Annotated in this window: 30 protein-coding genes, 2 tRNA genes and 1 pseudogene; 20 read left to right on the top strand and 13 right to left on the bottom strand. The window is 42.6% G+C overall.

Annotated elements, in window-relative coordinates:
* Nucleotide 1: 1 nt before the first annotated feature.
* The 10 genes and pseudogenes from TERMP_RS06650 to TERMP_RS06605 all read left to right on the top strand — a co-directional run bounded on the left by TERMP_RS06650 (nt 2) and on the right by TERMP_RS06605 (nt 6,668).
* A complete protein-coding gene (locus TERMP_RS06650) occupies nt 2–907 on the top strand; it encodes a lysylphosphatidylglycerol synthase transmembrane domain-containing protein (RefSeq protein WP_048159785.1) in 906 nt (301 codons plus the stop codon).
* Nucleotides 904–2,040, top strand: coding sequence for a glycosyltransferase family 4 protein (locus tag TERMP_RS06645; RefSeq protein ID WP_013467611.1), 1,137 nt, complete (start codon nt 904–906; stop codon nt 2,038–2,040). The genes TERMP_RS06650 and TERMP_RS06645 overlap by 4 nt, the downstream gene beginning before the upstream one ends.
* Nucleotides 2,041–2,051: 11 nt before the next feature.
* The gene (locus tag TERMP_RS06640) at nt 2,052–2,762 is read left to right on the top strand and encodes a creatininase family protein (RefSeq protein WP_013467610.1); all 711 of its coding nucleotides are present in this window, start codon (nt 2,052–2,054) and stop codon (nt 2,760–2,762) included.
* Between the two features lie 10 nt (nt 2,763–2,772).
* Nucleotides 2,773–3,426, top strand: a complete 654-nt coding sequence (locus TERMP_RS06635) for a hypothetical protein (RefSeq protein WP_013467609.1) — start codon at nt 2,773–2,775, stop codon at nt 3,424–3,426.
* 44 nt (nt 3,427–3,470) lie between these two features.
* Nucleotides 3,471–4,280: a hypothetical protein gene (locus tag TERMP_RS06630; protein ID WP_013467608.1), complete on the top strand. Its 810-nt coding sequence runs from the start codon at nt 3,471–3,473 to the stop codon at nt 4,278–4,280.
* 2 nt (nt 4,281–4,282) lie between these two features.
* Nucleotides 4,283–5,023 carry an ATPase gene (locus TERMP_RS06625; protein ID WP_013467607.1) on the top strand — a complete coding sequence of 247 codons (741 nt, stop codon included), beginning with the start codon at nt 4,283–4,285 and terminating at the stop codon, nt 5,021–5,023.
* An 88-nt stretch (nt 5,024–5,111) separates the two neighbouring features.
* A pseudogene (locus TERMP_RS06620) lies at nt 5,112–5,417 on the top strand (metal-sulfur cluster assembly factor); the annotation flags it as partial.
* Between the two features lie 180 nt (nt 5,418–5,597).
* Nucleotides 5,598–5,804, top strand: coding sequence for a ferredoxin (locus TERMP_RS06615; protein ID WP_013467605.1), 207 nt, complete (start codon nt 5,598–5,600; stop codon nt 5,802–5,804).
* Between the two features lie 103 nt (nt 5,805–5,907).
* A complete protein-coding gene (locus TERMP_RS06610) occupies nt 5,908–6,114 on the top strand; it encodes a ferredoxin (protein ID WP_013467604.1) in 207 nt (68 codons plus the stop codon).
* Between the two features lie 371 nt (nt 6,115–6,485).
* Nucleotides 6,486–6,668, top strand: coding sequence for a ferredoxin (locus TERMP_RS06605; protein ID WP_013467603.1), 183 nt, complete (start codon nt 6,486–6,488; stop codon nt 6,666–6,668).
* 46 nt (nt 6,669–6,714) lie between these two features.
* On the opposite strand, the gene TERMP_RS06600 is transcribed toward TERMP_RS06605, so the two are convergent.
* A complete protein-coding gene (locus tag TERMP_RS06600) occupies nt 6,715–7,887 on the bottom strand; it encodes a nicotinate phosphoribosyltransferase (protein ID WP_013467602.1) in 1,173 nt (390 codons plus the stop codon).
* A 55-nt stretch (nt 7,888–7,942) separates the two neighbouring features.
* Between TERMP_RS06600 and TERMP_RS06595 the strand changes: the two genes are divergently transcribed.
* Entirely contained in the window at nt 7,943–8,452 is a 510-nt protein-coding gene (locus tag TERMP_RS06595) for a flavodoxin domain-containing protein (protein ID WP_013467601.1), read from the top strand.
* On the opposite strand, the gene TERMP_RS06590 is transcribed toward TERMP_RS06595, so the two are convergent.
* The 5 genes from TERMP_RS06590 to TERMP_RS06570 form a co-directional block, all read right to left on the bottom strand.
* Nucleotides 8,442–9,344, bottom strand: a complete 903-nt coding sequence (locus tag TERMP_RS06590; protein ID WP_013467600.1) for an MBL fold metallo-hydrolase — start codon at nt 9,342–9,344, stop codon at nt 8,442–8,444. The genes TERMP_RS06595 and TERMP_RS06590 overlap by 11 nt on opposite strands.
* A 311-nt stretch (nt 9,345–9,655) precedes the next feature.
* Entirely contained in the window at nt 9,656–9,886 is a 231-nt protein-coding gene (locus TERMP_RS06585; protein WP_013467598.1) for a hypothetical protein, read from the bottom strand.
* Nucleotides 9,846–10,427 carry a hypothetical protein gene (locus tag TERMP_RS06580; protein WP_013467597.1) on the bottom strand — a complete coding sequence of 194 codons (582 nt, stop codon included), beginning with the start codon at nt 10,425–10,427 and terminating at the stop codon, nt 9,846–9,848. The genes TERMP_RS06585 and TERMP_RS06580 overlap by 41 nt, the downstream gene beginning before the upstream one ends.
* Nucleotides 10,428–10,577: 150 nt before the next feature.
* Nucleotides 10,578–12,395 carry an aldehyde ferredoxin oxidoreductase family protein gene (locus TERMP_RS06575; RefSeq protein ID WP_013467596.1) on the bottom strand — a complete coding sequence of 606 codons (1,818 nt, stop codon included), beginning with the start codon at nt 12,393–12,395 and terminating at the stop codon, nt 10,578–10,580.
* Nucleotides 12,396–12,622: 227 nt separating this feature from the next.
* Nucleotides 12,623–13,741: a tungsten cofactor oxidoreductase radical SAM maturase gene (locus TERMP_RS06570; RefSeq protein WP_048159953.1), complete on the bottom strand. Its 1,119-nt coding sequence runs from the start codon at nt 13,739–13,741 to the stop codon at nt 12,623–12,625.
* A 113-nt stretch (nt 13,742–13,854) separates the two neighbouring features.
* Here TERMP_RS06570 and TERMP_RS06565 point away from each other — a divergent pair.
* The 4 genes from TERMP_RS06565 to TERMP_RS06550 all read left to right on the top strand — a co-directional run bounded on the left by TERMP_RS06565 (nt 13,855) and on the right by TERMP_RS06550 (nt 15,533).
* Nucleotides 13,855–13,932, top strand: a tRNA-Arg gene (locus tag TERMP_RS06565).
* 21 nt (nt 13,933–13,953) lie between these two features.
* Nucleotides 13,954–14,754, top strand: coding sequence for a diphthine synthase (dph5, locus tag TERMP_RS06560; protein WP_013467594.1), 801 nt, complete (start codon nt 13,954–13,956; stop codon nt 14,752–14,754).
* Nucleotides 14,755–14,796: 42 nt separating this feature from the next.
* A tRNA-Val gene (locus TERMP_RS06555) sits at nt 14,797–14,874 on the top strand.
* Between the two features lie 515 nt (nt 14,875–15,389).
* The gene (locus tag TERMP_RS06550) at nt 15,390–15,533 is read left to right on the top strand and encodes a C2H2-type zinc finger protein (protein WP_013467592.1); all 144 of its coding nucleotides are present in this window, start codon (nt 15,390–15,392) and stop codon (nt 15,531–15,533) included.
* A gap of 98 nt (nt 15,534–15,631) precedes the next feature.
* On the opposite strand, the gene TERMP_RS06545 is transcribed toward TERMP_RS06550, so the two are convergent.
* The gene (locus tag TERMP_RS06545) at nt 15,632–16,645 is read right to left on the bottom strand and encodes a cell wall-binding repeat-containing protein (RefSeq protein WP_013467591.1); all 1,014 of its coding nucleotides are present in this window, start codon (nt 16,643–16,645) and stop codon (nt 15,632–15,634) included.
* A gap of 46 nt (nt 16,646–16,691) precedes the next feature.
* Complete coding sequence (locus tag TERMP_RS06540) at nt 16,692–17,369, bottom strand: metal-dependent hydrolase (RefSeq protein ID WP_013467590.1); 678 nt, start codon at nt 17,367–17,369, stop codon at nt 16,692–16,694.
* A 285-nt stretch (nt 17,370–17,654) separates the two neighbouring features.
* Between TERMP_RS06540 and acs the strand changes: the two genes are divergently transcribed.
* From acs to TERMP_RS06525, 3 genes are read left to right on the top strand one after another with little or no spacing between them, the layout of a single operon-like run.
* Nucleotides 17,655–19,019 carry an acetate--CoA ligase alpha subunit gene (acs, locus tag TERMP_RS06535; protein ID WP_013467589.1) on the top strand — a complete coding sequence of 455 codons (1,365 nt, stop codon included), beginning with the start codon at nt 17,655–17,657 and terminating at the stop codon, nt 19,017–19,019.
* 10 nt (nt 19,020–19,029) lie between these two features.
* Nucleotides 19,030–20,967: an indolepyruvate ferredoxin oxidoreductase subunit alpha gene (gene iorA / locus TERMP_RS06530; RefSeq protein ID WP_013467588.1), complete on the top strand. Its 1,938-nt coding sequence runs from the start codon at nt 19,030–19,032 to the stop codon at nt 20,965–20,967.
* A 1-nt stretch (nt 20,968) separates the two neighbouring features.
* Nucleotides 20,969–21,580 (top strand): indolepyruvate oxidoreductase subunit beta, encoded by a 612-nt coding sequence (locus TERMP_RS06525; RefSeq protein ID WP_013467587.1) that lies wholly within the window; start codon nt 20,969–20,971, stop codon nt 21,578–21,580.
* A gap of 13 nt (nt 21,581–21,593) precedes the next feature.
* Here TERMP_RS06525 and TERMP_RS06520 read toward each other — a convergent pair whose 3' ends face one another.
* Both TERMP_RS06520 and TERMP_RS06515 read right to left on the bottom strand, forming a co-directional pair.
* Nucleotides 21,594–22,598: a histone deacetylase family protein gene (locus TERMP_RS06520; RefSeq protein WP_013467586.1), complete on the bottom strand. Its 1,005-nt coding sequence runs from the start codon at nt 22,596–22,598 to the stop codon at nt 21,594–21,596.
* A 29-nt stretch (nt 22,599–22,627) separates the two neighbouring features.
* Complete coding sequence (locus tag TERMP_RS06515; protein ID WP_013467585.1) at nt 22,628–23,200, bottom strand: TATA-box-binding protein; 573 nt, start codon at nt 23,198–23,200, stop codon at nt 22,628–22,630.
* A 260-nt stretch (nt 23,201–23,460) separates the two neighbouring features.
* Between TERMP_RS06515 and TERMP_RS06510 the strand changes: the two genes are divergently transcribed.
* Complete coding sequence (locus TERMP_RS06510; RefSeq protein WP_013467584.1) at nt 23,461–23,865, top strand: DUF356 domain-containing protein; 405 nt, start codon at nt 23,461–23,463, stop codon at nt 23,863–23,865.
* A gap of 9 nt (nt 23,866–23,874) precedes the next feature.
* On the opposite strand, the gene TERMP_RS06505 is transcribed toward TERMP_RS06510, so the two are convergent.
* Nucleotides 23,875–24,408 (bottom strand): multiprotein bridging factor aMBF1, encoded by a 534-nt coding sequence (locus TERMP_RS06505; protein WP_048159784.1) that lies wholly within the window; start codon nt 24,406–24,408, stop codon nt 23,875–23,877.
* Between the two features lie 90 nt (nt 24,409–24,498).
* Here TERMP_RS06505 and TERMP_RS06500 point away from each other — a divergent pair, with 90 nt between their 5' ends.
* Nucleotides 24,499–24,999: a GNAT family N-acetyltransferase gene (locus tag TERMP_RS06500; protein ID WP_013467582.1), complete on the top strand. Its 501-nt coding sequence runs from the start codon at nt 24,499–24,501 to the stop codon at nt 24,997–24,999.
* Between the two features lie 94 nt (nt 25,000–25,093).
* Here the strand turns inward: TERMP_RS06500 and TERMP_RS06495 are convergent, their stop codons facing one another.
* Nucleotides 25,094–25,501, bottom strand: coding sequence for a Zn-ribbon domain-containing OB-fold protein (locus TERMP_RS06495; RefSeq protein WP_013467581.1), 408 nt, complete (start codon nt 25,499–25,501; stop codon nt 25,094–25,096).
* A gap of 2 nt (nt 25,502–25,503) precedes the next feature.
* Nucleotides 25,504–26,664 carry a thiolase domain-containing protein gene (locus tag TERMP_RS06490; protein ID WP_013467580.1) on the bottom strand — a complete coding sequence of 387 codons (1,161 nt, stop codon included), beginning with the start codon at nt 26,662–26,664 and terminating at the stop codon, nt 25,504–25,506.
* Nucleotides 26,665–26,670: the final 6 nt, after the last annotated feature.

The raw sequence follows: 26,670 nt of genomic DNA, 5'->3' as shown, positions 1-26,670 counted from the left end.
TATGAATAAGAGCCGGGTGTTTACTCTAATTGCTCTCTTAATTTCACTCGCATACCTATACAAAAACATCAATGTCAGTGAGCTTGGGTTAGCTCTAAAAGCTGCTTCCTGTAAGTATATTCTCATGGCGCTTGTGCTTTCGGTTTTTACCCTGCTTTTATCGTCTCTCAGATGGTACTTGTTTTTAAGGGAGGTTCAAGGAACGAATTTTAAGAAAACACTTAAAGCTTTCTTGAGTGGTTATTACTTAATAACTATCCTCCCCCCAAGTGTGGGTCATATGGCAAAAGTTAAACTCGTTGGGGGAGATTATTTCAAAGCTCTCTCTTCTCTTGTAATTGGGCTGAGCACAGAATTTTTGGTGGTCCTTTCATTTGCACTTATTTTTGTTGGCTTTACAAAGGTTGGAATTTTCGGATTGATTCTTATTTTGGTTGCTCTCATTTATGAAAAGGGTATATACCAAGTTCTTGATTCCCTGCTGAAGTTTTGGGAAAGTGTCGGAATTAAAGGATTAATCCTGACTCTGAGAAGTTATTTAGAGCGGATACATATGGGATGGAGTGAAGCAAAAGAGAACAGAGTGGTTCTTCTGATATCTTTTCTGCTCTCTGCAGTGATAATTTTCCTCCAGGTTTTTGGTATTATCACAGTTGGAAAAGCGTTCAATTTAGAAATTTCAGTGAAGCAGGCTTTATATGGGTTCCTGATGAGCATCCTCTTTGCTTCCGTCAGCGGCATTCCCGCAGGCTTTGGAGCAAATGAGTTTGGGCTTGTTCTTGGAATCGGGGCTTCCACTAAGGCAACAATAACCGCATTTATTTATAAATTTCTTTTTCAGTACATGTACTCGATAATAGGTGCAGTGGTGTTTTACGGGGCTTTGGGTGAGGGTGATAAGAAATGAGGATAGCTCTTGTTAGCGATTGGTATTATCCAAAAATCGGCGGCGTTGCAAGCCATATGCACCATCTGGCATTAAAGCTTAGAGAAATGGGACATGAGGTTGCGATTATTACAAACAACAGAGAGACAGGAAAAGAAACTGAGCTGGAAGAAAAGGGAATTAGACTCATAAAAATCCCCGGCGTAGTGAGCCCAATTCTTGAGGTGAATATCACATACAGTCTGAAATCAACAAGGGAGCTCAATGAATTTCTAAAAGAGTTTGACGTTGTTCACTCCCATCATGCATTTACACCACTGGCATTAAAAGCGGCAAAAGCTGGGAGAGAGATGGGAAAGGCAACCCTCCTAACAACCCACAGTATTTCCTTTGCCCATGAATCAAAGCTCTGGGAGGCTTTGGGCTTAACGTTCCCCATGTTCAGCAATTATCTGAAGTATCCCCATAAGATAATTGCAGTTAGCAAGGCTGCCAAAGCATTTATAGAGCATTTCACGGATACTCCAATAGAGATCATTCCAAACGGCGTTGATGATAAGCTTTTTACACCAAAATGGGATAAAGAGAGGATTAAAGCTGAATTTGGGATTGATAACAAGGTTGTGCTGTATGTAAGCAGGATGAGCTATCGAAAAGGTCCCCACGTTCTTCTCAATGCCTTCTCGGAAATTGAAGATGCAACTTTGGTCATGGTGGGCTCTGGAGAAATGCTTCCATTCTTAAGAGCACAAGCAAAGTTCTTGAGGATTGAGGATAGGGTTAGGTTTTTGGGATACGTAGATAGCAAGATGTTACCAAAGATTTTTGGGATGGCAGATGTTTTTGTTCTTCCCTCAATAACAGCCGAGGCATTTGGAATTGTGATCTTGGAGGCAATGGCATCGGGTTTGCCGGTTATCGCAACAGATGTAGGGGGAATTCCTGAAATTGTGAGAGAGAGTGAAAGTGGGCTTTTGGTCCCTCCGGGTAATGAACTTGAGCTGAGAAAGGCCATTCAAAAGCTTCTCCTTGATGATAATCTTAGAGAATGGTTTGGGAATAACGGAAGGAGAGCTGTGGAGGAAAGGTATTCCTGGGACAAGGTTGCGAAGCAGATTGAAAAAACTTATGAGGATATTCTGTCAAAAATCTGAGGGGGATTAAAATGTACATGGAAAATTTGACATGGGATGAATTTAATGAGATCAAGAAGAAAATCGACACTGTAATTCTGCCGATTGGGAGTGTTGAGGCTCATGGAAAGCATTTGCCTCTTGGCACTGATGTCTTTGCTCCAGTTGAAATAGCAAAGAGGGTTGAAGCTAAGCTGAGGGAGAAAGGAAAAGAAATCCTAATTGCACCTCCAATCTGGTATGGGCATAGTTTTGTTCTCGATGTCTTTCCAGGAACTATAAACGTTAAAGCAGACACCCTGAGGAGATACGTTAGAGACGTTATGGCAGAATTTGCAGAAGAAGGTTTCAGAAAAATCATCTTGCTAAATGGGCATGGTGGAAACTATTATCCGCTTGTTGAAGCTGCTGAAGAGGTTGCCAGGAGATACAATGTTGAAGTGTGGCTGATAAACTGGTGGATTGACTTTAGGGAAGACATTCTGAGCATATGCTCTTCTCAAGGTCATGCTGGAGAAGACGAGACATCCGTTATTCTGGCAATAAAGCCGGAATTAGTTAAAATGGAAAAAGCTGAAGGCGAAAAGAGAACTTCAAAAGTCAGAAAAATTAGAAAGGATATAGCTCTTGAACTGTTTCCAAATGGCGTAAATGATGATCCAAGAGGTGCAACAAAAGAGAAGGGTGAGGCAATTTTAGAGGTTATCAGCAAAAAAATTGCCCGCTTCATCTTGGAAGATTGAGATGAGGGACATGGAGGAAGTATTTAAAGAAATAGAGAAAAGGATAAAGAGACTGGAAGCTGAGATTGAACTGGCAGAACAGAGGTTAAAATTACTTGAAGAAACAGGAGCAGCCCATAAATATAGGATCTGGGAGAAAAGAAAGGACTATTCTGAGTACTACCTAATTTTAATTGCATTATGGTTAGTTGTTGGTATGATGTTTTTATACTACATTAAAAGCCGGTATGCTCAGAGGATACCTTTTTCTCTCACACCATACGTGGTTCTCGTTGTTATATTGATATCATTCCCTTTAGGCTACCTCGTTTGGAAATTCATGCACAGGGAGGCTATTGAAAGCCCACTGGATTACCTTCATAAAAGGGAAAAAAGTGCACGCATTGTTCTGAATGAATTTTATCTTCCTTTAAAGGAAGCTCTGAAAAAGCAAGACAAGGAGAGGCTTCGTCTCCTTGCAGATACCCTGCTCACGAATCTGAGCTTGGCGGAAGCAATAGAGAATATAAATGAAGGAAATCCAAAAATAATGGCGTATGCTCTTTATCTGTATATTAGCAGGGATAAATATCCCAATCTTAAAGATGACATAGAGGAAGCAGTGGCTCTTTTAAGAAACAAGCCGTTAAAAGCCCTGATGATGTCTCTCCTTGAGAAAAGTTGAGAAACTTTATAACCAGATATTCTGGAGTACCTTTGGGGATACAAATGAGATTTGAAGTCTTGAGTAAGAACGATATGATCGAACTTTCAAAGGAGCTTAGCAAAGCTGGGATTATGAACAAAACAAAAGAAGAACTTGGGTGGGAAATCCAGCATTTTATCATGATCAAAGGAAGGTACTCCGAGCTGGTTGTAAAAAGCGAAGGTTTTGATGTGATCGATGAAAAGCTTGGTGAGATTCAGCAGTCTTTTGAAATGCTTATGCAAAAGTGGCAGGTTGGGGAAGAAAAGGAAATTGGTGAATTATTCGATGAAGTTGATATAAACAGACTCGTAGTTTTATCAGCGCTGATTGAAGGCGGATATATCGTCGGGGAAGAAAAGCTGAAGCTCATGAAAAAACCCAAGCTTGATGATTTAGTTATTGAGCTGAGGTTCCCGATAGATGAAGTTGAGGAATTTTTAGATGAGCTTGAGGAGAAGATGAATGCAAAGCTCATAACAGAGTTCACGTTTGTAAAGAGATACTATGTTGAGGTTCTTGAAGTTGAGAAGGAGCTGATCCAAGAGGCGCTTGAGATAGCAGAGAAATATGCAACTGAAGAGTCTTTAGTGGATGCAATGTTTGTAGGAGTTGCAAAATCAGCACTGGCAGAGATAATTCTTGAGATGGTTAAGAGGAAGAACAGAAAAAACGAGCTTATTGAGGCTCTGCTTGAAAGGGAACCCATTCCAATAGAAGGAAGGAGAGAGAAGATAAACATTTACTTTGACGAAGAAGCTCTGGAGGATCTCCTTAAAGAGTTGCAAAGTTTGGGGTACATCAAGGTCAAGGGCAACAGAATCTGGTGGTGACCTTGCTTAAAGTTGTTGGAGATGACTTTGTAAGACGATATAGGCTACAGCAGTCTCTTGAAGCCCTCGAGAGAGTTAGGGACATAATTGGTGAACAAAGCTATGAACGATTAAAGGCATTAGTCGAGTACAGGCTTTTTGGCAAGGACTTTGATAGAGCCCCTATCAATGAAAAAATAGCTGTAGCATTTTCTGCTGGTAGTGACAGTACAGCAACAGTGAAGATTCTTAGATGGACGGGCTTTGATGTTGTTCCAGTTATGGTGAAGTTGCCTCAAATAAGAGAGCCTGTTCTTTGGAATGCTCAGTCGTATGGTGCTGTTTTTGTTGAAATCCCAGATTATATGGAAAAAATAAGCAAGCAGATCGAGAAAGGTGCTCCAATTTGTGGTAAATGTCACTCAATGATAATGGAGGCTGTTGAGGAGTATGCAATCAGAGAGGGAATTAAGATAGTTGCTTCTGGAGATTTGCTGAGCGTGGGGAGCATCTCAATATATCCAAAGGGAAAAGTTGTCAGGCTGAATCTTCCTGCCTTTCTTGCTATGGATAAAAAAGAAGCCATAGCTATCCTTGGGAGGAAGTATGCCCTCGGATTCGGATGTTCGCTATGGAAATCCGCCGCTCGTAAATCGCCAGTTTTGAAAAGATTTGCCATTCAAAGAGTCCTGAGGGAGCTAAGAGCAGGAGCCATTGACGATGAGATTGCGACAAAGCTTATATTGGATGTACTTCAGAAATAAACAAACATTGCTCAAAAATGACCCAAAAGGTTTAAATTTGTTATCTAAAAGGAAAGTTTAGGTGAAGGAAATGGACAAAGCGGAAGAGGTAAAGCTCAGCAAAGAAGCTATATTGGAGAAGCTTAAGGAAGTTGTAGATCCTGAAATAGGGATTGACGTCGTTAATTTAGGATTGATATATGAGCTGGAGATAAGGCCTGACAATACCGTGTATGTTAAAATGACCATGACAACACCAGGCTGTCCTCTGACCATGTGGCTTTTAAAAGCCGTTGAGGAGAAAATACTTGAAATCCCGGGAGTTAAGGATGCTGAAATTGAGCTCACCTTTGATCCTCCATGGTCACCGGAGAGGATAAGCGAGGAATATAAGAAGAAGCTCGGACTTATTTGACTTTTATCCAATTTTTTGCTTTTTATTTGGTATTATTAATATTTAAACCATGACAAAAATAAAAGATTTATTTGTCATTTATTCCACTTTCCTTATGATTTTGTCAAAATATCTCTACTTTTGGAAAAGTTAACGAAAGGTTTATAACAAAAGGTTTATGTAAAAATCTTGGTGATTACAATGTCCAGATGGAAGGTCTGGATTGATAGAGAACTTTGTGTTGGGGACGCAGTTTGTGTCAGCTTTTGCCCCGAGGTTTTTCAGCTTGATGAAGATGGAAAAGCTATTGTTTTAAAGGAAATAATAGATGAAAACCTCTATGATTGCGTAAAGGAAGCTGTTGACGCCTGCACTGCTGCCTGCATATATATGGAGCAGATAGATTGAACGCTTTTCTTTTTACATGTTTAAGCAATGTTAGCGTCTTAGATTCTACATTACAAACAAAAGGTTTATATCTAAAGGTTTGTAATATTCCTTGGTGATGCCAATGGCCAAGTGGAAGGTTTGGGTTGATAGAGATGTATGTATTGGGGACGCCATCTGTGCAAGCCTCTGTCCAGATGTCTTCGAAATGGATGACGAAGGAAAGAGCTTTGCAAAGGTTGAAATCGTAGGGGAGGATCTCATAGACTGCGTCAACGAGGCAGCTGAAGCCTGTCCAGTCAGCTGTATCCATGTTGAACAAATTGAGTGAACTCTGGATTGTATTTTAAGTTTTTAATTCAATACTTTTTTTAAGTTTTTAATACAATGCTATCTTGGATCCTTCATAAAGATCCTTCATAAAAATGTGAGAACTTTCTCTATAGTCACAATGTCGATGTCATGTCCCTTGGAACTTTTCTCAAGCCACTAAATCACTAAACATGGATAAAGTGTTTTTTCCTTCTCCTAAATTTAAGTAAATCCTTTGACAGTTTGTTTCGTGGCAATGTTAGTATTACAAATAAAGTCTTAACTACCAGAGAGACCTGCTAATAAGTAGTTATACACCTTTGGTTGGAAAAACTCTTTTAAGCCCATATTTCCCTCTTTCTCTTGGAAACTGCTTTGGAGGTGCCAAAAATGAAGGTTAAGCTCGATAAGGACACATGCATTGGGTGTGGAGTTTGTGCAAGCATCTGTCCAGACGTTTTTGAAATGGACGACGATGGAAAGGCAAAGGTCATTATGGAAGAGACAGACCTTGAGTGTGCAAAAGAAGCAGCTGAGAGCTGCCCAACAGGATCAATTACCATCGAGGAGTGATTTCTTTTTATTTTCTTCATATTTAAAAACAGAGAAGAAAGGGGTTTTATTCTAAGCTGAGATTGAATTTTCTTGCCTGTTCAAGCACGTATTCCCTTATCTCCCTGGCTTTTGGAAGTTCAGCAACAATTTCACCGTTTTCAATGAGAGGCTTTAAGAGCGGTTCTACTTTTGCTCCGCATACTGGACAGCGTTCGAGCTTCTTTTCGACTGGGACTCTATGGTAGTGCCCTTTCTCGCAGCGGTAAACCTGCTTCCTTCCGCTGAGCTTTCCGCGCTTCGTTATTGGCTTTCCTTCTATCTCCACTATGTCAAGTGAGAAATCAACGGGCTTTGCTGAAGCTATTGAACCGCCTACTCCAAAGGCATCAGCAACATCAACAAGCTCTTTTATGCTTTCTTCATCAAGCCCACCGCTGAGGAAAATCTTGACATGGGTATACCCCCTCAAGTCAAGCTCCCAGCGAACCTCCTCTATTATGCGCTTAAAGTTTCCTCTTCTTGAGCTTGGAGTATCTAAGCGGACGGCAAATAGCTTCTCACCCAGCGTCTCAGCCGCCATCAGCGCCTCGAACTTCTCGTCGCAGAAGGTGTCAATCAATGCAGTCCTTGGAACTTCCGGTTCAACAACTTCATCGAAATATTTCCATGCCTTTACTTGATCCCCAACTGTCAGAATTAGGGCATGAGGCATTGTCCCAACGGGCTTTTCGCCCATCATCTCTGCACCGAGAACGCCGGAAACACCGTCGCAGCCACCTATGAATGCAGAGCGATCTATCATTGGAGCTATAGCAGGATGCATGTGCCTTATTCCGAAGGAATAGACTGGCTTGAATTTTGCGGCTATTTTTACTCTTAAGGCTGCAGTGGCTATTCCGCTTGCCTGACTGAGCATCCCCAACAAAGCGGTTTCATAAATCCCAAATTCCTCATAGTAACCTTCAATTTGCATGACAGGTTCGTATGGGTGGAATATAGTTCCCTCAGGCATGGAATAAACGTTCACCGGCAACCCTTCTAAGAGCTTGGCAACCTCTTCAACTCCAGCCAGAACTCCCCACTTCCAGCTCTTTGGAAGAGAAGTTGTTGAGACATCTGCAAGAACTTTCTTATGGATGCCCTTTGCCTCGAGTATCTTCTTTGTTCGAATGAAGTAAACATCGGTAGTTTTTCCAGCTTTTATGTCATCTTCATGGGCGATGTAAAAGCTCTTCATTTTCTCACCTCCGATGCTTTAACTTTTACATTAGGCAAATTTAGGGTTTTTGGTTATGGAAATGATAAGACATATTATACTTTTGATCCCATTCTCTATTGGGAGGAAGGAAATGAAGGTCTGTATTGTCTACGACACAAAAAGGGGCTCAACTGGGATTATAGCCAGCTGGATGGGGGAAGCGATAAAGGATGTGTGCGACGTTAGAGTCATGCACATTGGTGAGGTAAATACGTTAAAGGACTGTGACTTAATTGTAATTGGGAGCCCCATATACTATGAACGTCCATTGAAGAGCGTTCTTGAGTTTTTGGAGCAGCATCAAGATGAACTTAGGAACAAGAAGGTTGCTGTTTTTGTGGTCTGCATAGCAGAGATTTTTGGACATGCCGGTAAGGCTTATGCCGAAAAGCGCTATGTTGGGGCTTTGATTAAAAGGGTTCCAGGAAAGGTCATTGAGACAGCTGTTATCAAAGGATGGATTAGAAAGCCTAATTTCTCCCAAAAGGTGGTGGTTCAAAATTGGATTAAGGAGCTTCTCAAAAATTTAGAAATCAAATCTTGAAGGGCAAATCTACATCTTCTCCCTTCTTGATTTTGTGAAGCTCTTTTCTGTATGCTTCCAGTGGTTTATCCTCTCTTTTAAGGAAGCGTGCAAAAGTTAAAGGCTCTTTCTCAAGGTGGGCGAAGAACTCTGGGTAGCGTTTGTCTCTGATCAAGTGATGATCAAGGATTATCTGGGCGTTGGTTTCCTTTATAATTTCATTTAGGTTCTTTAGGCCTGTATTCCAAGCGTCTTTGACTCTATAACCTTCCAAATACGTTGGAGGGCCTCCAGTAATTAAAATATCCGGCATCTGCTTTATTATCCACTCCACGGCTTTCCTATTTAAAAGCTGAATATCGCTTGCGTGAACCAATCTTTTTGTTCCATCATCAATCATGACCATGATTACAAAGCCGAGCTTAGTTCCCTCACTCCCATGGGGAACCGCTGGAGAGAACTCCATTATAAAATCTCCAAAGTCAAAGAACCTCCCATCTGCATATTCAACCTTTTCAGCAATCTTTTCAACCCCTTTAAGAAAATTCCAAGCCCTTTTTCGCTGGCTGAAGTTTATGTTTTCCTTTGGATGCTTAATGAGCAGAATCTTCCCCTCATAAATTTCTCTCGCTTTTTCTGGGGATGAGCTCTCATAAATCCCCTCAAAGAAAGGGGTGTGATGATCATAATGGTAATGGGAAATTGTAACTATATCTGCTTTTTTGGCATAGGATTGGATTTTTTCTCTTGCTTTCATTAATGCTTCAAGCTCAGCTTTTGCTGGAGGTAAAGAGTAGCGCTTAGGTCCCAAGGCTACACCCGGATCGATCAAAATTCCAGTTTTATCAATTTTAACATAAGTTGCTAAACTCCTCACTCCCAAGCTCTCAGAGGCTAAGGGGACGATTTTCATAAGACCACCAAGAGAAGAACTGCAGAGGAAAATAAAACTTTATTCCTCATTTGAGTTTTATCACAGCAGACAATTTTCAAAGAGATACCATCTAAATGTGTTTGCTCAAAAATGCGCACATTCACCTCAATGAATGCATACATTGGAACATGATGAGAACTGAGGTGAAAATAAAAATGTAACAGCAACTGTAGGTTGCTCCTTGAAGTTTTGTCTTTGTAAATATACGTTCGAGAGAATTCCAAGAGTCTTTAGAAATCTCAAGAAGCTAATGGAGAACATTTGAGATTAAGACTGTAAGGTTCCTGATTTCAGGAACGCTCTTTTGTCCTTAATTCACCTTTTATCTTGAGATATGCCTCCTTTGTGAGAGGATAATTCTTTGCAGCCTTTAAAAAGGAATTTACAAGTCTGACTTGCTGTCGAAAGACCTCATCAGGATTTTCTTTAAGCTTTTCAACATAAATCTTAATGAATGCTAATCTTTCCTCTATATCCCTTTTAGAATGGTACTTCAATGTCCAGCCTTTTTGCATAGTCATGAAGAAGCCTCCTGTTCAAATTTTCCTTAAACAACTCATAGAGGTAGTATGCATCCTCAACATCCTTATCGCTTCCAAGATAGAGCTTGTATGCTATCTGAAGCTCTATTGGAGAGATGTAAATTTGTTTATCATTCAGGATTACAGAAATTCTTTTTTTCAATGCCTCTTGATGAAAGAAATCCTTTGGAAACTTTATCTCGGCATTTGGAATTATTTCCCCTCTGCGTGCCATTCTTATACTCATTCTCCCATCAAGCATCTCATACAGTCCAAAGCAATCTTCAGGATTTATGAATTCAAACCCGGATCCTTGAGCGTCTCTGCAGAATTTTATAAATTCCTCCTTGGGGATTCTCTCAACCACAAAGTCAACATCTTCTGTACCTCTTGAGCGACCGAAAAGTATTGTAACATAGCCGCTAACTATTACATATGGGGAATACTTTTCAATGAGCTTAACAACATCAAGAACGAAGTTGTCGAGTTCGCTGAGTTCTCTTGTTATCTTGATCCCATGGGGGGTTATTGAAATTCCCATGCTCAACACCGTGAAGAAATTTAAGATAGAGATATTTATGATTTTCTAAATTTTTCTTTATAAATCAGAAATTAAGAGAATACATTCTTCGACGAATTTATTTAGCAGAACTTTATTAATAAAAAAGATAAGATTTAAAAGTCAGAGATATCAAGCAACTTCCTCAAGTCCAAGCTCCTTGATCTTCTCTTCTGGAACCTTACCTTCCTCTGTCCATCCTCTGAGTGCGTAGTATCTCGGAAGCATCTCCTTGAGCCTGACGACATGTCCCTTGTTTGGTCCTGCTTTGACGGGCTCTTCAAGAAGTCTCTTTGGCAGTGTGTCCTCTTTGAGTGGATCAAGTCCAGCTTTGAGGTTGAAGAGTCTCTCTGCATTCCAGATTCTCTCACCGATCTTGAGGTACTCTTCTGTTGTGAAGTCCCAGCCAAGGGCTGCATTGAGCATGTCTCTGTAGTCGTCTGCACCAAGTCCAAAGGTCGTGAATACACAGAGCCCAGCAGCATCAATTAATGCCGTCAGGTCTTGGAAGAGAATGACCATCTTTATCTTTTCGTCGCTTATGTCGTGTGGATCCATCTTGTATGGATATCCAAGGATTTCTGGGCTGATCATGTAGTTCTTAATGTGACACCCTCCTCTGTTGTTTGTGGCGTATGCCAATCCATGACCTTCGGCACCTCTTGGATCATATGCAGGCAGTTCTTGCTTTTTAACGCCCATGAAGTACTCAACGCCGTTGTACATCTCAGCAAGCCTGTATCCACCTTCTGCAAGCTTGTCACCGAATCCTTTTCTGAATGTCAGTTTTTCAATGTAGTAGTGCAAAACTTCTGTGTTTCCAAACCTGAGTGGTGGAGCATCGCCTAAGTCTTCAGGCTTTATGAGGCCCTTTTCGTAAAGCTCCATTGCCGTCGCCAAGGTACCGCCTGTTGAGATTGTGTCAAGACCGTACTCGTCACAGAGATGGTTCGCTATTACTATGCTTGCAAGATCGTTTATTCCAAGGTTGGCTCCAAGTGCCCAGATGCTCTCGTACTCTGGGCCCTCGGTTTCTCCAAGAGCTGGATGGTATGTTACCCTTCCACATCCAATGGGACATGCAAAGCACGGCTTGTTCCTCTTGAGGTACTTGGCAGCCAATGCCTCACCGCTCTGCTCTTCTGCGTACTCGAACTGGCTGTCTTGGAAGTTTCTTGTTGGATACAATCCATTTGAGTTGATTATATTGACCAGAACAGCTGTTCCGTACTTCGGCAGTCCTCCACCTGCAACTGGATCCTTCTTGAGCTTCTCAATCTTCTCCTTGACAACACTTGTGAACTTCTGCCTGTCAGCAACTTCAACTCTCTTGTGGCCTCTCACAACCACCGCCTTAAGGTTCTTTGATCCCATTACAGCTCCTACTCCACCCCTACCTGCCGCTCTATGTCCATTGTTCATAACGGCAGCGAATCTAACTAAGTTTTCACCAGCCGGTCCGATTGATGCTATCTGCACCCTCTTGTCACCAACCTCCTCCATGAGGATCTTCTCTGTCTCACTGACGACTTTACCCCATATATGTGAAGCATCTCTGAGCTCAACTTGGTCGTCGTTTATATAGAGATACACAGGGTGGTCTGCTTTTCCTTCGAATATTATGGCATCCCATCCAGCAAATTTAAGCTCTGCACCGAAGAATCCACCAGAGTTTGCCATTGCAATGTATCCTGTTAGCGGGCTCTTCGTAATAACCATGTATCTGCCGCCTGTCGGAGCTGTAGTTCCTGTTAATGGGCCCGTCGCAAAGATCAATTTGTTTTCCGGGCTGAATGGCTTAGCCTTGGGGTCCATCTCTTTAAGGAGGAAGTAGATACCAAATCCTCTTGTTCCGAGCCACTTCTTTGCAAAGTTTTCATCGATCTTCTCTTCGCTGATCTTTCCTGTGGTCAGGTTTACCCTCAAAATCTTTCCTTGGTATCCGAACATCTTTGGAACCTCCCGAATGCTCTCAGAATAATTTTAGATATTTTACGGCTAATAAACTTGACGAAAGCAAAATTATTATCAACATTAGCAAACGTTAAATATACATATTTGCACATATGAACATTGATGTATAAAAATTTAAAAAATTGCAAAAATGACGGCTTTTATTTTCATGTACACTGAATGCTTAGCATGAGGTAGCTTCCTTGGCAATACTAAAAATCGAATCACCAGAATCCTTTTATCCCCTTCTCGGGTATTGGGCATACCACTATCCTTCTTGCCCATAAACAGTCACCGCAGCTTGGTGTGTTTCCCCAACAGTCTGCATTCGTGTCTTCGACAAAACTGCATGAATCTGCAAGCTGGCAATCTGTACATGAGGGATAAATGGAATTTTTGACAATAAATCTAAACCAAGTATAATCTCTGCTCGTCCATATCTCTTTGAGAGATTTTTGCTTAACATTCCCAAAAGAATATGCATAAACCTTCTTTTCCCTGCCAAAAATTATCTCTGGATACGTGTGAAGGAAACGATAGCATGGGGCAACTTCTCCATCCCATCTTACCACTGCAACTTTCTTTTCAATGAAGTCACAGTGTCTTTCAGTCCTAAGTTCAAACTCTGGAAGCTTGAGGAGGAAATGCTTGTATGCTTTTGCATGGAGCTCGTCAATGTGGCTTTGCATATCAACGCTCCCATCGTAAACTATTTGGTCTGCTTGATGTTTCTCAATCGGAATTATGTTGGAAAACAGCAGAACATCAATACCCAATTCCCCAAGGTAGTCCGCTATCTCAGCCATTTGCCAGTAGTTTTCCTTCGTCACAACGACTTCAACCCCAATATGGGGGAAGTCCTTCTTTTGACGCTTTTTTTCTTCAACTATCTTCTTTATTCTATCCACAGCTACACTCGGCATTATATGTCCAATTCGGGTTTCCTGAGTGGGTATTGTGTCAAGTGAAATGTATATCAAATCAGTTTCCAGCTCCACAAGCTCTTTGATGACTTTATCTGTAAGCAGGAAGCCGTTAGTGGACATTCCCAATGCATAACCTCTTTTTTTAACCTCCCTTACCATATCCATGAAACGTGGGTGTACCGTTGGTTCTCCAATGCCACCGAAATATATCATTTCAAGCTCCGGAAAATCTTCTGCATCATTAAGGATCTTTAAAAAGAGGCTGTAGTCCATGTCGCCCTCTTCATCCTCCCAGTACTGCTTAAAGCACATTTTACATCTTAGATTACATCGATTTGTTATTTCAATATAAAGGTATTTTAAATCGGGTTCTTTTGGAATTAAAATCAGACTGTTATCAAAGGTAAACCTGTGCATATTGTCTTCCATATCGCATCACTGAATAGAAAAAAGATTCATTTGAATATATAAACTTTGGGCAGCAAATTTGACCCTTAGATTTTTAAGCTGAAACTAATAACTTGTGCTGAGGGCCCGTAGCTTAGTCTGGATAGAGCGCCGGCCCCCGGAGCCGGAGGTCGCGGGTTCAAATCCCGCCGGGCCCGCCAGCATTTTTTGTGGTGATTGTAATGGCGATCTACTTCATAGGGCTTGGGTTGTACGATGAAAAGGATATCACGCTCAAGGGTCTTGAGATAGCGAGAAAATGCGATTTGATCTTTGCAGAATTTTACACATCTCTGCTTGCAGGAGCAAAAATTGAGAAAATCGAGAAGCTGATTGGAAAGCCCATCAGAGTTTTAAACAGGGAGGAAGTAGAGCTGCATTTTGAGAGGATTGTCTTAAGCGAGGCTAAAAACAGAGATGTGGCATTTTTAACAGCGGGTGATCCAATGGTAGCAACAACGCATGCCGATTTAAGAATCAGGGCAAAGCAGATGGGAATTGAAAGCTATGTAATCCATGCCCCTTCCATTTATTCGGCTGTTTCCATTACGGGCTTGCAGATTTACAAGTTTGGTAAAAGCGCAACAGTTGCTTATCCAGAAAAGAACTGGTTTCCAACGAGCCACTATGAGGTAATAAAGGAGAACAAGGAAAGGGGACTACACACATTGCTTTTCCTCGATATAAAAGCAGATCAAGGGAGATACATGACAGCGAACGAAGCAATGGACATTCTTCTCCAAGTCGAGGAGATGAAGAGACAAAACGTGTTTACGCCTGAAACTTTTGTGGTAGTCTTAGCGAGGGCCGGCTCGCTCAATCCTACGCTCAAAGCCGGCTACGTGGAGGATATGATAAAGGAGGACTTTGGAAAGCAGCCTCACATAATGGTTGTCCCAGGAAGGTTGCATATAGTCGAGAAGGAGTATCTCGTGGCATTCGCCGATGCTCCGGAAGAGATACTTAGGCGGAGAGATTTGTAGCGAAAGCTTTATATTTTTCGCTCTGTTCATTATTGCCGGGAAGGGCCCGTGGTCTAGACTGGTTATGACGCCGCCCTCACAAGGCGGAGGTCCGGGGTTCAAGTCCCCGCGGGCCCACCATTACAGCCCTTGCTTGCGCAAGCGCTGGCGGAAAGTTTCTGACTGTTCTGATGCTCAAGATTCAACTTGTATGTTGCAATTAATCTGCCACTCTCAAATGGTTTCACCATTAAATGAGCTGTGTTTCAAGGTTTCACTCCAACATGGTGCCCAAAGGGCGTCAAAAGAAAAATGGAACAACGTAATCATCCTAAAAACTAAAACAGTGAAACCAATTGATGCCTACTGAAATCTTGGATGGCATACAAACTCTTTCTGGCAATTTTTGATAGTTTAACCTTTTGATCAAACTTTGCTATGCAAAGTTTGCTGTACTCTCAAACCCCCATAGTGGAGCTCCGCTCCACACCTCGCTTTCTTCTTATCTATCGGGGGGCTACTCCCCCACGACCCCGGATAGATTTCTATAGAAATCACACTTCCTACTCACCTTTCTGTGTCCCTAACTGAGCTTCGCACAACACAAAGTAAAGCTTAAAAATCAAGCCTAAAAATCAAAGCACGGGGGTGGAGAGATGGCGGTGTTGAAGGCAATAAAGGTCAGGGACAGGGACGGTGAGATATTCTTCAGATGCCCAAGATGTGGGATGGTATTTAAGAGAAGCAAGGATTATATCAAGCACATAAACAGGGCACACGGCCATCTCTTCAAGAAGTGAACCTTTTCTTAATTTTTATTAAGGGAAAAGCAAAAACCCAAAGGGGATGAGGAAACAGCCAGGACCCTGAGCTGTGATGAGCGGAGGGCTTATCCGACCTATTCTTTGAGGTTTATTTCCTTTATCAGCTTTACTATGAATGTTTTTCCGATTTTTTCCCTCGTTACAAGCTGCTTCTTCTCAAGCTCTTGGACTATTCTGCTCACTGTAGGTCTCGAATATCCAGTTAACTCTGGCAAATCCTCTTGTTTAACCTTCCCACCTTTTTCAAGTATTGCCTTAACAACTATCCTCTCCTTTTCAGTTAAAACTTCAATTGGAACTCTGTTTGCTGCCCACTTCTTCTTTGCCCAATAGAGAATTATCGGAACTGCAATTGCGAGAGACAGCACAGCACCAATGACAACCCATGGGATTGGGGACTCTTTTTCGGGTTTTGAAACTGGAGGCGGTCCAATCTGGTGCCCAAGCCAGTAGGTTTCGTAACCCATCTCCTGCAGCCTTTTTTCAATTGTTTCGTTTAATCCGGTACCGATCATGATGACCAATCTTGGATGGAGCTTCTTCAGCCCCATAATGGTAAACTCTGATAGGTCATTCTCCAAAGTTAAAAGCAGAGGAAGCTGATACTCCATTGCGAACTTTGCCGCAGCCAATGCTGACCCATAATCCATTGCACTTGCCAAGACAACGGTGTTGCTTCCCTCTGGATAAAAGGCAACTGCTAACTTTTCTGCCGTTTCCGTTCTTACAGCCCCTCCAATCCTTGTAACACTAAAACCAAGGGAGAGAAGTTCATCCTCAACTTCTTTGCTTATAGCATTCGAGTTGCCCACTATAAGTATCTTCCTCCACCCAAGCTGTGCATAGGAGTAAAGCTGGGCTTTTGTTTTATCATCAAGCATTTGAGGATCTACAGGTAAGATGGGGGCATTTATAAGCTTAGAATAGGGAAGAGCGACAATGTAGTCAATTAAATCATCATTCCTAACAATTATTAAATCGTACTGCTGCTTGTTTTCCTGTGCATTCACAGGAAGAAGAGTGAAGCTTACCAAGGACACTGCCAGCAATATGAGCAGTGAAAGTGAAATCCAGACTTTATTCTTCAATCTTACCACCAGAATAAAGCTAAAAGAAAAGAGTTTAAAAGGTTTTTCAAAGCTCGAAGGTTTCTCCAGGCTTGAGGATTATGACCTCCGCTTTGTCTCCAACAAGCTTCTTAAATTCTTCTGGATCCTGAGCAATCGGCGGCCAGGTGTTGTAGTGCATTGGGATTACATATTTGGGCTTTAACAGTTCAACTGCCTTTGCCGCCTCTTTTGGCCCCATTGTAAAGTGTCCTCCGATTGGGAGTAAGGCAACATCAATTCCATAAAGCTCGCCGAAGAGCTCCATGTCCTTGAATACATACGTGTCGCCGGCGTGGTAAATTGTTACACCGTCAATGCCAATTATGAACCCGCATGCGTTGCCCACCATGAAGCCTTCATCTGCTCCGCTTGAATGCCAGGCTGGGACTTGAACGATCTTTACTCCATCAATCTCAGTTGGGCCGTAGTTCATCCCAATAGTTGTTATACCCTTGTTCCTTTCAACAAGGTAATTTGCTATGTCATACATTGCCACAATCTTTGCTCCGGTCTTCTGTGCGATTTTTACGGCATCACCAACGTGGTCACCATGCATATGAGTAACTAAAATCAGATCAACCTTATCAAAGTCCTCTGGCTTTGTAGCTGCAACAGGATTTCCTGTTAAGAATGGATCAATGAGAATTCTCTTGCTTCCTTCGATCTCAAATGCCGCATGCCCTAAAAACCTTATCTTCACCATCTTTACCACCTCCAGAAGCTACATTTGGAATAATAACAAAAGATTACTTAAATGTTTCGAAGAGGTTGCTACCCATCCACTCTGAACTCAAGTTGAAATGTTAAATTTGAGGATTTTGTTGTAATAAAAGGTTCGTAGTTGGGACTTTACATATATTTGGACATTGGTGCTGCTTTTATCCCATTGACGACTATTTTCCTTTATTTATGCTCAAAAACGTCTAACTGTACCTTTTCGGAAAGCTTATATAGACTTTTACCGATGTAAAATTCGGTGATTGTAAAAATGACGTTCGATTATTTCTTCAAACCTAAGGCAATAGCTGTAATTGGTGCTTCTAATGATCCTTTAAAGCTCGGCTATGAAGTTTTTAAAAATCTCAAGAAATACAAAGAGGGCAGAGTTTACCCAGTAAACGTAAAAGATGAAGTTGTCCAAGGGGTTAAAGCTTACAAGAATGTCAGAAACATCCCGGATGAAGTGGACTTAGCGGTAATCGTTGTTCCAAAGCGCTTTGTCAAGCAGACAGTAATTGACTGCGGTGAAAAGGGCGTGAAGGGAATTGTTCTAATCACGGCCGGATTTGGGGAAACTGGAGAAGAAGGGAAGAGGGAGGAAAAAGAACTCGTTGAAATTGCCCACAAATATGGAATGAGGATCATCGGCCCCAACTGTGTCGGGATAATGAACACTCACAATGATATGAACGCAACATTCATCATGGATGCAAAGAGGGGCGACATAGCATTTGTTTCTCAGAGCGGTGCGTTGGGAGCTGGAATTGTTTATAAAACTGTTAAGGAAGGAATTGGCTTTTCTAAGTTCATAAGCATTGGGAACATGGCTGATGTTGACTTTTCAGAGCTCATGGAGTACTTAGCAGATGATGAAGAGAGCAAGGCAATCGCGCTGTACATTGAAGGTGTTAAGGATGGAAGGAAGTTCATGGAAGCCGCTAAAAAAGTCACCAAAAAGAAGCCTGTCATTGTTCTCAAGGCTGGAAAGAGTGAGAGCGGAGCGAGGGCTGCTTCAAGTCATACAGGTTCATTAGCTGGAAGCTACAAGATCTATGAGGCAGCATTTAAGCAGACCGGCATTTTGGTTGCAAATACGATTGATGAGATGCTCAGCATGGCAAGAGCATTTACCCAGCCTCTTCCGAAGGGCAACAGAGTTGCAATTATGACAAATGCTGGCGGTCCTGGAGTGTTAACGGCCGATGAAATTGACAAACACGGACTCAAATTGGCAAATCTTGAAGAGGAAACAATGCAGAAACTTAGGGAGTTTTTACCTCCAATGGCTGCCGTTAAGAATCCCGTGGACATGATAGCAAGCGCAAGGGGAGAAGAGTACTACAAGACTGCCAAGCTACTTTTGGAGGATAAGAACGTTGATATGCTCATTGCAATTTGTGTAGTTCCTACATTTGCTGGAATGACTCCAACGGAGCATGCTGAAGGCGTCATAAGAGCTGTGAAGGAAGTTAATAACGGAAAGCCTGTTTTGGCATTATTCATGGCTGGCTATGTCAGTGAGCCAGCTAAAGAGCTCCTTGAGAAAGAAGGCATTCCGGTTTATGAAAGGCCTGAAGATGTGGGAATAGCGGCATATGCCCTTTGGGAAATCGCAAGAAGGAAAAATGGATGAGGTGTTGTAGATGGCAAAGGTTACTGACATAGTTTTATGGGATAAGCCTGGAGAGAAGGTTCTCCTTTTGGGAAATCACGCAATAGCAAGAGGTGCCCTTGAGGCAAACATAGCTGTTTTCGCAGCTTATCCTGGAACACCAAGTTCTGAGCTTACGGACACGATGGCTGCTGTTGCAGAAAAAGCGGGCGTTTATATGGAGTATTCAACAAACGAGAAGGTTGCATTTGAGACAGCTTTAAGTGCAGCATGGTCTGGATTGAGGGCTATGACAGCAATGAAGCACGTCGGATTGAATGTTGCAGCAGACACTTTCCTCAGTGCCGTTGGTATGGGTGTTGAAGGTGGATTTGTCATAATGGTTGCTGATGATCCGAGCATGTGGTCCTCACAGAACGAGCAGGATACAAGGGTTTATGCAAAGTTTGCTAATGTTCCAGTTCTTGAGCCCTCAAGTCCGCATGAAGCAAAGGAAATGACAAAATATGCCTTTGAACTAAGCGAGAAGTTCAAGCACATGGTTATCTTGAGAACCACAACGAGAATTTCACACGCAAGGGGAGATGTCATTTTAGGCGAGCTCCCAGAGGAGATTAAGCAGGCAAAGAGGAAATTTGGTGACTTTAAGAAAGACCCATCAAGGTTTGTTGATGTTCCCTCTAACGCAAGGAAGTTCCACCCACAGATTCTGGAGAAGATTGAAAAGATCAGGGAAGAGCTTGCCAAATGCCCATTCAACTGGATTGAGGGCAAAGAAGACGCTAAAGTAGGTATCATAGCCCCAGGATTGGCTTATTCATATGTAAAAGAAGCTTTAGCATGGCTTGGCGTTGATGAGGTGAAAATCCTAAAGCTTGGCACGCCTTTCCCTGTTCCATACAAACTGCTTGAGAAGTTCTTTAATGGATTGGAAAGAGTTCTCATAGTTGAAGAGCTCGAGCCGGTTGTTGAAGAGCAGGTTAAGGTATGGGCTTTTGACAATGGGATAAGAATTCCGATTCATGGAAAAGACTACGTTCCAAGAGTTTATGAAATGACAACAAGGAGAGCTGTAACTGCGATAGCAAAATTCCTTGGTCTTGAGACTCCGATTGACTTTGAGAGTGTTGACGGGAAGTATAAGAAAGTTTCAGCCATCGTTCCACCAAGACCTCCAAGCCTGTGTCCGGCGTGTCCTCACAGGAACACCTTCTATGCTATAAGAAAAGCCGCCGGTTCAAAAGCGATATTCCCAAGCGACATTGGATGTTACACGCTTGGTGTTCTTCCTCCGCTTAAGACCGTTGACACGACGGTTGCAATGGGTGCATCAATTGGTGTTGCTCATGGATTGGATGTTGCATTGAATGGAGTTCCTGGTGAAAAAGATACAAAAGAAAAGAAGAAAGTCATCGTTGCCACGATTGGTGACTCAACGTTCTTCCACACAGGACTGCCAGCTTTGGCAAACGCAATTTACAACCGCTCAAATGTGGTCATAGTGGTTGTCGACAACCTTGTTACGGCAATGACTGGAGATCAGCCCAACCCGGGAACGGGCGATACTCCACACGGCCCGGGCAAGAGAATCCTCATTGAAGAGGTTGCAAGAGCTATGGGTGCTGACTTCGTTGAAGTAGTGGATCCGTATGACATAAAGGCGACATATGAAGTCATGAAGAAAGCCATTGAGACAGAAGGAGTTAGCGTTGTTGTTGCAAGAAGGGTATGTGCCTTGCACCACATAGGACAGCTGAGGAGAAGAGGTGAGAAGTGGCTAATATACACAGTAAATGAGGATAAGTGTACAGGCTGTAAGATCTGTATTAACGCCTATGGATGTCCGGCAATCTACTGGGATGCAGAGAAGAAGAAAGCCCAAGTGAATCCGCTTATGTGTTGGGGATGTGGTGGATGTGCACAGGTCTGTCCATTCGGAGCGTTTGAGGTCATGAAGGAGGGTGAGTGAGATGGTTAAGGAGTACAACATTGTCATCACTGGTGTTGGCGGTCAGGGAATTCTCACAGCTGCCAACCTCTTAGGCTGGGCTGCCCTTCATGCTGGCTACAAGGTGAGGGTTGGCGAGGTTCACGGAATGAGCCAGCGTTTCGGTTCAGTTATTGCTTACGTCAGATTTGGTGAAGATGTCTATGGAGCAATGGTTCCAGAGGGAAAAGCGGATGTCATAATGGCTTTTGAGCCAGTTGAAGCTTTGAGATACATCAACTACCTCAAAGAAGGTGGGTTGGTTATAGCAAACTCAAATCCTATTCCACCGGTTCAAGTTTCAATGGGATTAGCGACATATCCAAGCATGGAGGAAATCAGGAAGATCATCGAGGAGGACTTTAAGGGCAAGCTCATAACCTTAGATGCTGAAAAATTGGCTTTGGAGGCTGGAAATGTCATCACAACAAATGTTGTCCTCATTGGAGCACTCACACAGACGCCAGGGTTCCCGTTGAGTGCTGAACACGTTAAGGAAGTCATCAGGCTCAGCGTTCCAAAGAAGGCAGTTGATGTCAATATGAAGGCCTTCGAGCTTGGCGTTAAAGCTGCCAAGGAATTGCTTGGGCTTTAAGGTCTTTTCATTTTTAAATCTCCCACCATTCTCTCAAAATCTCTTTAACTTTTCCAACAACTTTAAGTGTCTCATAACTTGGCATTATAATCTCTTTTCCAGTTTCGCCTTTGATGTAGCCTTCAACAAAAGCGGGCAGCCCTTTTTCGAGCCCTATACCATAACCTCCCTCAAGAACCACACTGAGGCTGTAACCAGAAAGGCTTGCCCCGGCAAATCTATAAAACTCCTCTGTTAGCTGGATCGTTGCTAAGCCATCACCTTTGAACGCATCAAACCCTGCCGAAATCAAAATAACCTTTGGTTTAATTACATCTACAATTGGCATGACTATTTCCTTCCAAGCGTACATGTAATCATCGTCGCCCGAATAAGAGGTCATTGGAATGTTTATCTTTGTCCCTTCAGCATCTTTTCCACCAACTTCCCATTCATAGCCGCTCCACGGGTAAATATCCCTTTCATGCAAATCTATATGGACAACATTTGCATCATTCCAGAAGATTTCCTGAGTTCCGTTTCCGTGATGGACGTCAAAGTCTATAATCAATGCATTTCCTTCAAGACTTTCAAGGAGCTTAGCTGCTCCAGCAATGTTGTTGAAGATGCAGAAACCTAAAGTAGAAGCATAGAACGCTCTGCCGCTTTTTCCGGCATGATGTCCGGGTGGTCTCACCAAAGCTAAATAAATTCCTTTTTCCTCCAAAGCCATTAGGGCAGCTTCTCTTGCCGCTCCAAATGCGTAAATTGCTGCATTCCATGTTTTCTCGCATACGTAAGTATCTGGATCTATGTAGTGAAACCCCATTTGTGAAGCTTTTCTTATCCTTTCAACGTAATTCTCAAAATGGACCTCTAAAATTTCTTCAATGTTTGCTGGATTTGGTTTAACAACATTTTGCCACAGATTTTTGGCTTTTAACCCTTCAATTGCAAAGTCCAAGCGGTTGGGATTTTCTGGATGATAATCAAGGGGTTTGTGCTCTTTAAAAATGGAGGAGTAGAGAATCCTAAGCATGAGCACCACAAAAAGGAAATTATGAAAACTCAGAATTCCTCCTCTTCTTCAATCAGACCGTACTTCTCGAGCTCTCTGAGGAGCTTTCTAACGGCCTCCCATGCATCATGTTCGCTTTTTGCGCCTGAGCAGACAATCTTTCCTGAGCTGAAGAGCAGAATAACAGCCCTTGGTTCTTTAACACGGTAGATAACACCGGGGAACTGCTCCGGTTCATACTCACAGTTTGGCAGTACTAAGGCGACTGCATCCAAGTTGAACTCCATTCCAATGTCTCCGCTGAAGACCATGTTTTGAATATCAATTTGGGGAGCCCTTTGGAACTTAGTTCCAATCTTTGAGAGCATCTGGACAAGCTTTGAGACAGCTCTTTCAATATCTTCAACGCTTTTAGCACCGGTAACGACGAGCTTACCTGAGCTGAAAACCAAGAGGGCAACTTTAGGCTCATCGAAGCGACAGATGATACCGGGGAATTCCTCAGGGTTGTATTTGGAATTTGGACATATTTCAATTACCTTTTCCAAATCGAGCTGTGTGAAAAGATCCACAGAAGCAACGATGTTTTCTATCCTAAGCTTTACCTTGCTCATATCTACCATAAATTACACCCCCAGTTAGTGGGCTTAAAAACCCTTTATAAATACCTCACTTTAGGTTTTTAAAGGTTTAGGAAATTTTGAAGAATAGTGGATTTCCTAACGTAAGCTTCCACTAAAACTATGCTACTCATTTTGTCTACATGGTTGTTTGTTCCTTTTCTGGGAAGTTTTTGTTTGGCAGAATATTTTTAGAACTTATAGTTACTAAAAATGCCAAACCTTTAAAAACTCAAAAGATGAGCAGACCTTAGGTGGAAGCAATGCTAAACACGATTGTATTAATAAGGACAGACAACTTTGACAAAGCAATGGTGGCTTTGGCAGATCTTGTGAGATATGGCGGAATGCGGATCAGGGGGGATCCGAGGATAGTACCTCCCGCACTTTCAGATTGGGCCTTTGAAAAGATCGTTGGAGAAAAGCCAAGAAAGAGATACAGGGCTCATGTCGTCGCTCAGATTGATTTGCCTCCAGCTAAGGCAATCGGTCGTCTGAGAGATATCCATCCTCCTGCTCATATAATCGTGATTCCTCCGGAAAGTCCGGTTCATAAGGAGCTTTTGCGCTTGTGGGGTACTTTTGAGAAGCTTAAGGGCTTTCATCCGCCGAAGGTTAAGAGAATTGAGCAGAAAGTTGAGAAAGAGGAAGGAGAGGAGTTTTACTGAAATGTTCTCTCATTTCTTCTTTTTCTTCTTGATCTTTATCCTCGCAATGTCACCGAGTGTTGGCTCGTAATCCTTGGGTATGCTGATCTTTTCCTCATGCACTTCTTCCACTCTCTCAATGAGCTTTATCTTGAAGTATCTCTCCAGCTTTTTGGCTTCCTCAATGGTTGGCATGTATTCGCCGTGGGCAATTCTCCTAAGTACATTAACAGAAAGTCCCACTTTATGGGAAAGCTCCTCATAACTCATCTTACTCCTCTGTATTGCTTGGTAAACCCTCTCAGCGTAATCCTCAACAATATCCTCTGTATAGAGCGGTCTTTCTCGGTAGGGTCTTTTCTGAGGTCTTGGTTTTGGTTTGTATGTCCTTCTCGGCTCCCTTCCAGTTGGCATTATGCTGAACGTTCCAGGCTTCTTTCTTCCATATTTTCTGTAACAGTTAGAGCAAACTAAGAGCTCTGCACCTTCAATTTTTACAGTGTGCCCCTGTCCTCTGATTTCAGCACCGCAAATTTCGCAAATTTTTGGCTTTGCCTTTCCCATTAAAACCACCTTCTCCTGCTCTATTCTCTCCCTCAAACCATAAAAACCCTATGCTTTTTAAGCCCATCTCTTAACTTAATAGTGATGGGTATGGAAGAGGAAGTAAAGATAGAGAAGCTGAAAGAATTCAACCAAGAACTCTTGGAAAAGCTTGTTGATGTCTATATGAGAGGATATGAGGACATGCCGGAGTATGGGGGAGAAGGTAGAAGATATGCGCGGAGATATTTACGGTGGTGCTGGGATAAAGCCAAAGATGGCTTTTTTATTGCTAAAATCGGCGATGAAATCGTTGGGTTTATAGTCTGCGATAGAGACTGGTTCAGCAAATATGAGGGAAAAGTCGTCGGAGCTATTCATGAGTTTGTGGTTGATAAGCGGTACCAAGGTAAGAGCATTGGGAAAAAGCTCATGGAGAAGTGTCTCTGCTATCTGAGCAAATACAACGATAAAATAGAGCTCTGGGTTGGCGAGAAGAATAAGAAGGCAATTAAATTCTATGAAAAATATGGCTTCAGAGTTGTTGGGCAGAGCGGAATTTGGGTGAGGATGGTTAAAGATGTCCAAAATGAGCCGCAAAGCTCCCAGTAAATCAGCAGGTTTTTTCACTTGTTTGAAAATACGCTTCTCTACAGAGGGAGTTGCTGATGTTGCTTATGGAATCAAAATCAAAAAAGGAAAAAGCTCACTTAATAGGAGGTCTGAACTTGTATCCGTAGAGTATTATTCCGTCTTCGTTGAACTCTCTTATCTTCCTTGTGACCATCTCAACTTCCATGCCGAAGGTAATTTCCTCTGGGTCAACATCTGTAAGCTGGGCTAAGATGATGGGCCCTTCTTCAAGCTCAATCAATGCCAGAGGATAGGGTTTGTAATATTCAAAGCCGCTTGGTGGGTTTCTCACAATAGTCCAGCTGATAACCTTTCCTCTTCCGCTGAGCTGTATCTCTTCCATCTCTCTGCTTCCACATTCATCACAAACCTGCCTTGGAGGAAAGTGGATCTTTCCGCACTTTTTGCACTTGCTCCCAACTAAGCGGTATTTCTCTTTAAAGTGCCTCCAAAATCTTGAAACCTGCATTGGCTTCCCCATTTTCAAACCCTCCTAAGGATTGTTACGGTTATGTTTGAACCTGTTCCTCCAATGTTCTGCGTTAGTGCAATCTCTGCATCAGGTACTTGATTTGGTGCTTCTCCCCTGAGCTGTAAAGCTGCTTCAACGGTTTGATAAACTCCCGTTGCACCAACTGGATGTCCCCTTGACTTGAGCCCACCCATCGTCTGGATTGGGTAGTCGCCATCAATTGCGATCTGCCCTTCCTTAGCCAGCTCCGCACCTTTGCCACGTTCAGCAGCACCCACGGCTTCCAAGCTCAAAGCGGCCATGATAGTAAATGCATCGTGAACCTCAAAGAGATCCACATCTTTAGCTTCAATTCCTGCCATCTTGTAAGCTCTCTCAGCTGCAACTTCTGCTGCTTTAAGTCTGAGCAAGTCCTTCCTGTTTGCTAAGTTAATTGTATCAATTGCCCTCCCCATTCCGGCTATCTCAACCCACTTTTCTTTTGGAATTCCAAGCTCCTTTGCTTTTTCAGGAGTTGTGATTATCACAGCGGCGGCACCATCACAGACTGGAGAGGCATCAAACAGCTTAAGCGGATCAGCTATGTATGGGCTCCTAAGCACAGTTTCAACTTTTATTGGCTTTTTAAACATTGCATATGGGTTCTTTGCACCGTTTATGTGAGCGTTAACAGCGAATAAAGCCAAATCCTCCTCCGTATAGCCGTATGTGTGCATGTAGTAGCGCATGACAAGTGCATTCAAAGCTACAAAGCTCGCTCCGTGGAAGAGCTCCCATTCAGCATCAGAGGCATAAGCTAAGTATCTCGTGGCGTCACTTGGCCATGCATCCGTCATCTTTTCCACTCCAACGACGGCAACAACGTCTTCAAGACCGCTCATGACTGCTTTAGCACCTTCTTGAACTGCTGCTCCTCCAGAAGCACAAGCGGCTTCAATTTTTACAGCGGGGATGTGTCCCAAACCAGCCCAGTCAGCTATAAGTGCTCCGAGATTCTCCTGTTCAACGAATGGTCCCGAAATCATGTTTCCCACATAGAGAGAATCAACTTTGTCAAGGTTAGCATCATCCATTGCATTCAGCAAAGCTTCGACAGCTAAGTCTCTAAGTGAAGTTTTCCAGTGCTCCCCAACAGGGGTCATGCCAACTCCAATTATTACAGCCTTTTTCATCTCAAC

The sequence above is a fragment of the Thermococcus barophilus MP genome (assembly GCF_000151105.2).
GTDB classification, from domain to species: domain Archaea; phylum Methanobacteriota_B; class Thermococci; order Thermococcales; family Thermococcaceae; genus Thermococcus_B; species Thermococcus_B barophilus.
The sequence above is the reverse complement of the archived record's forward strand: the minus strand, read 5'-3'. Positions and strand labels throughout refer to the sequence as shown.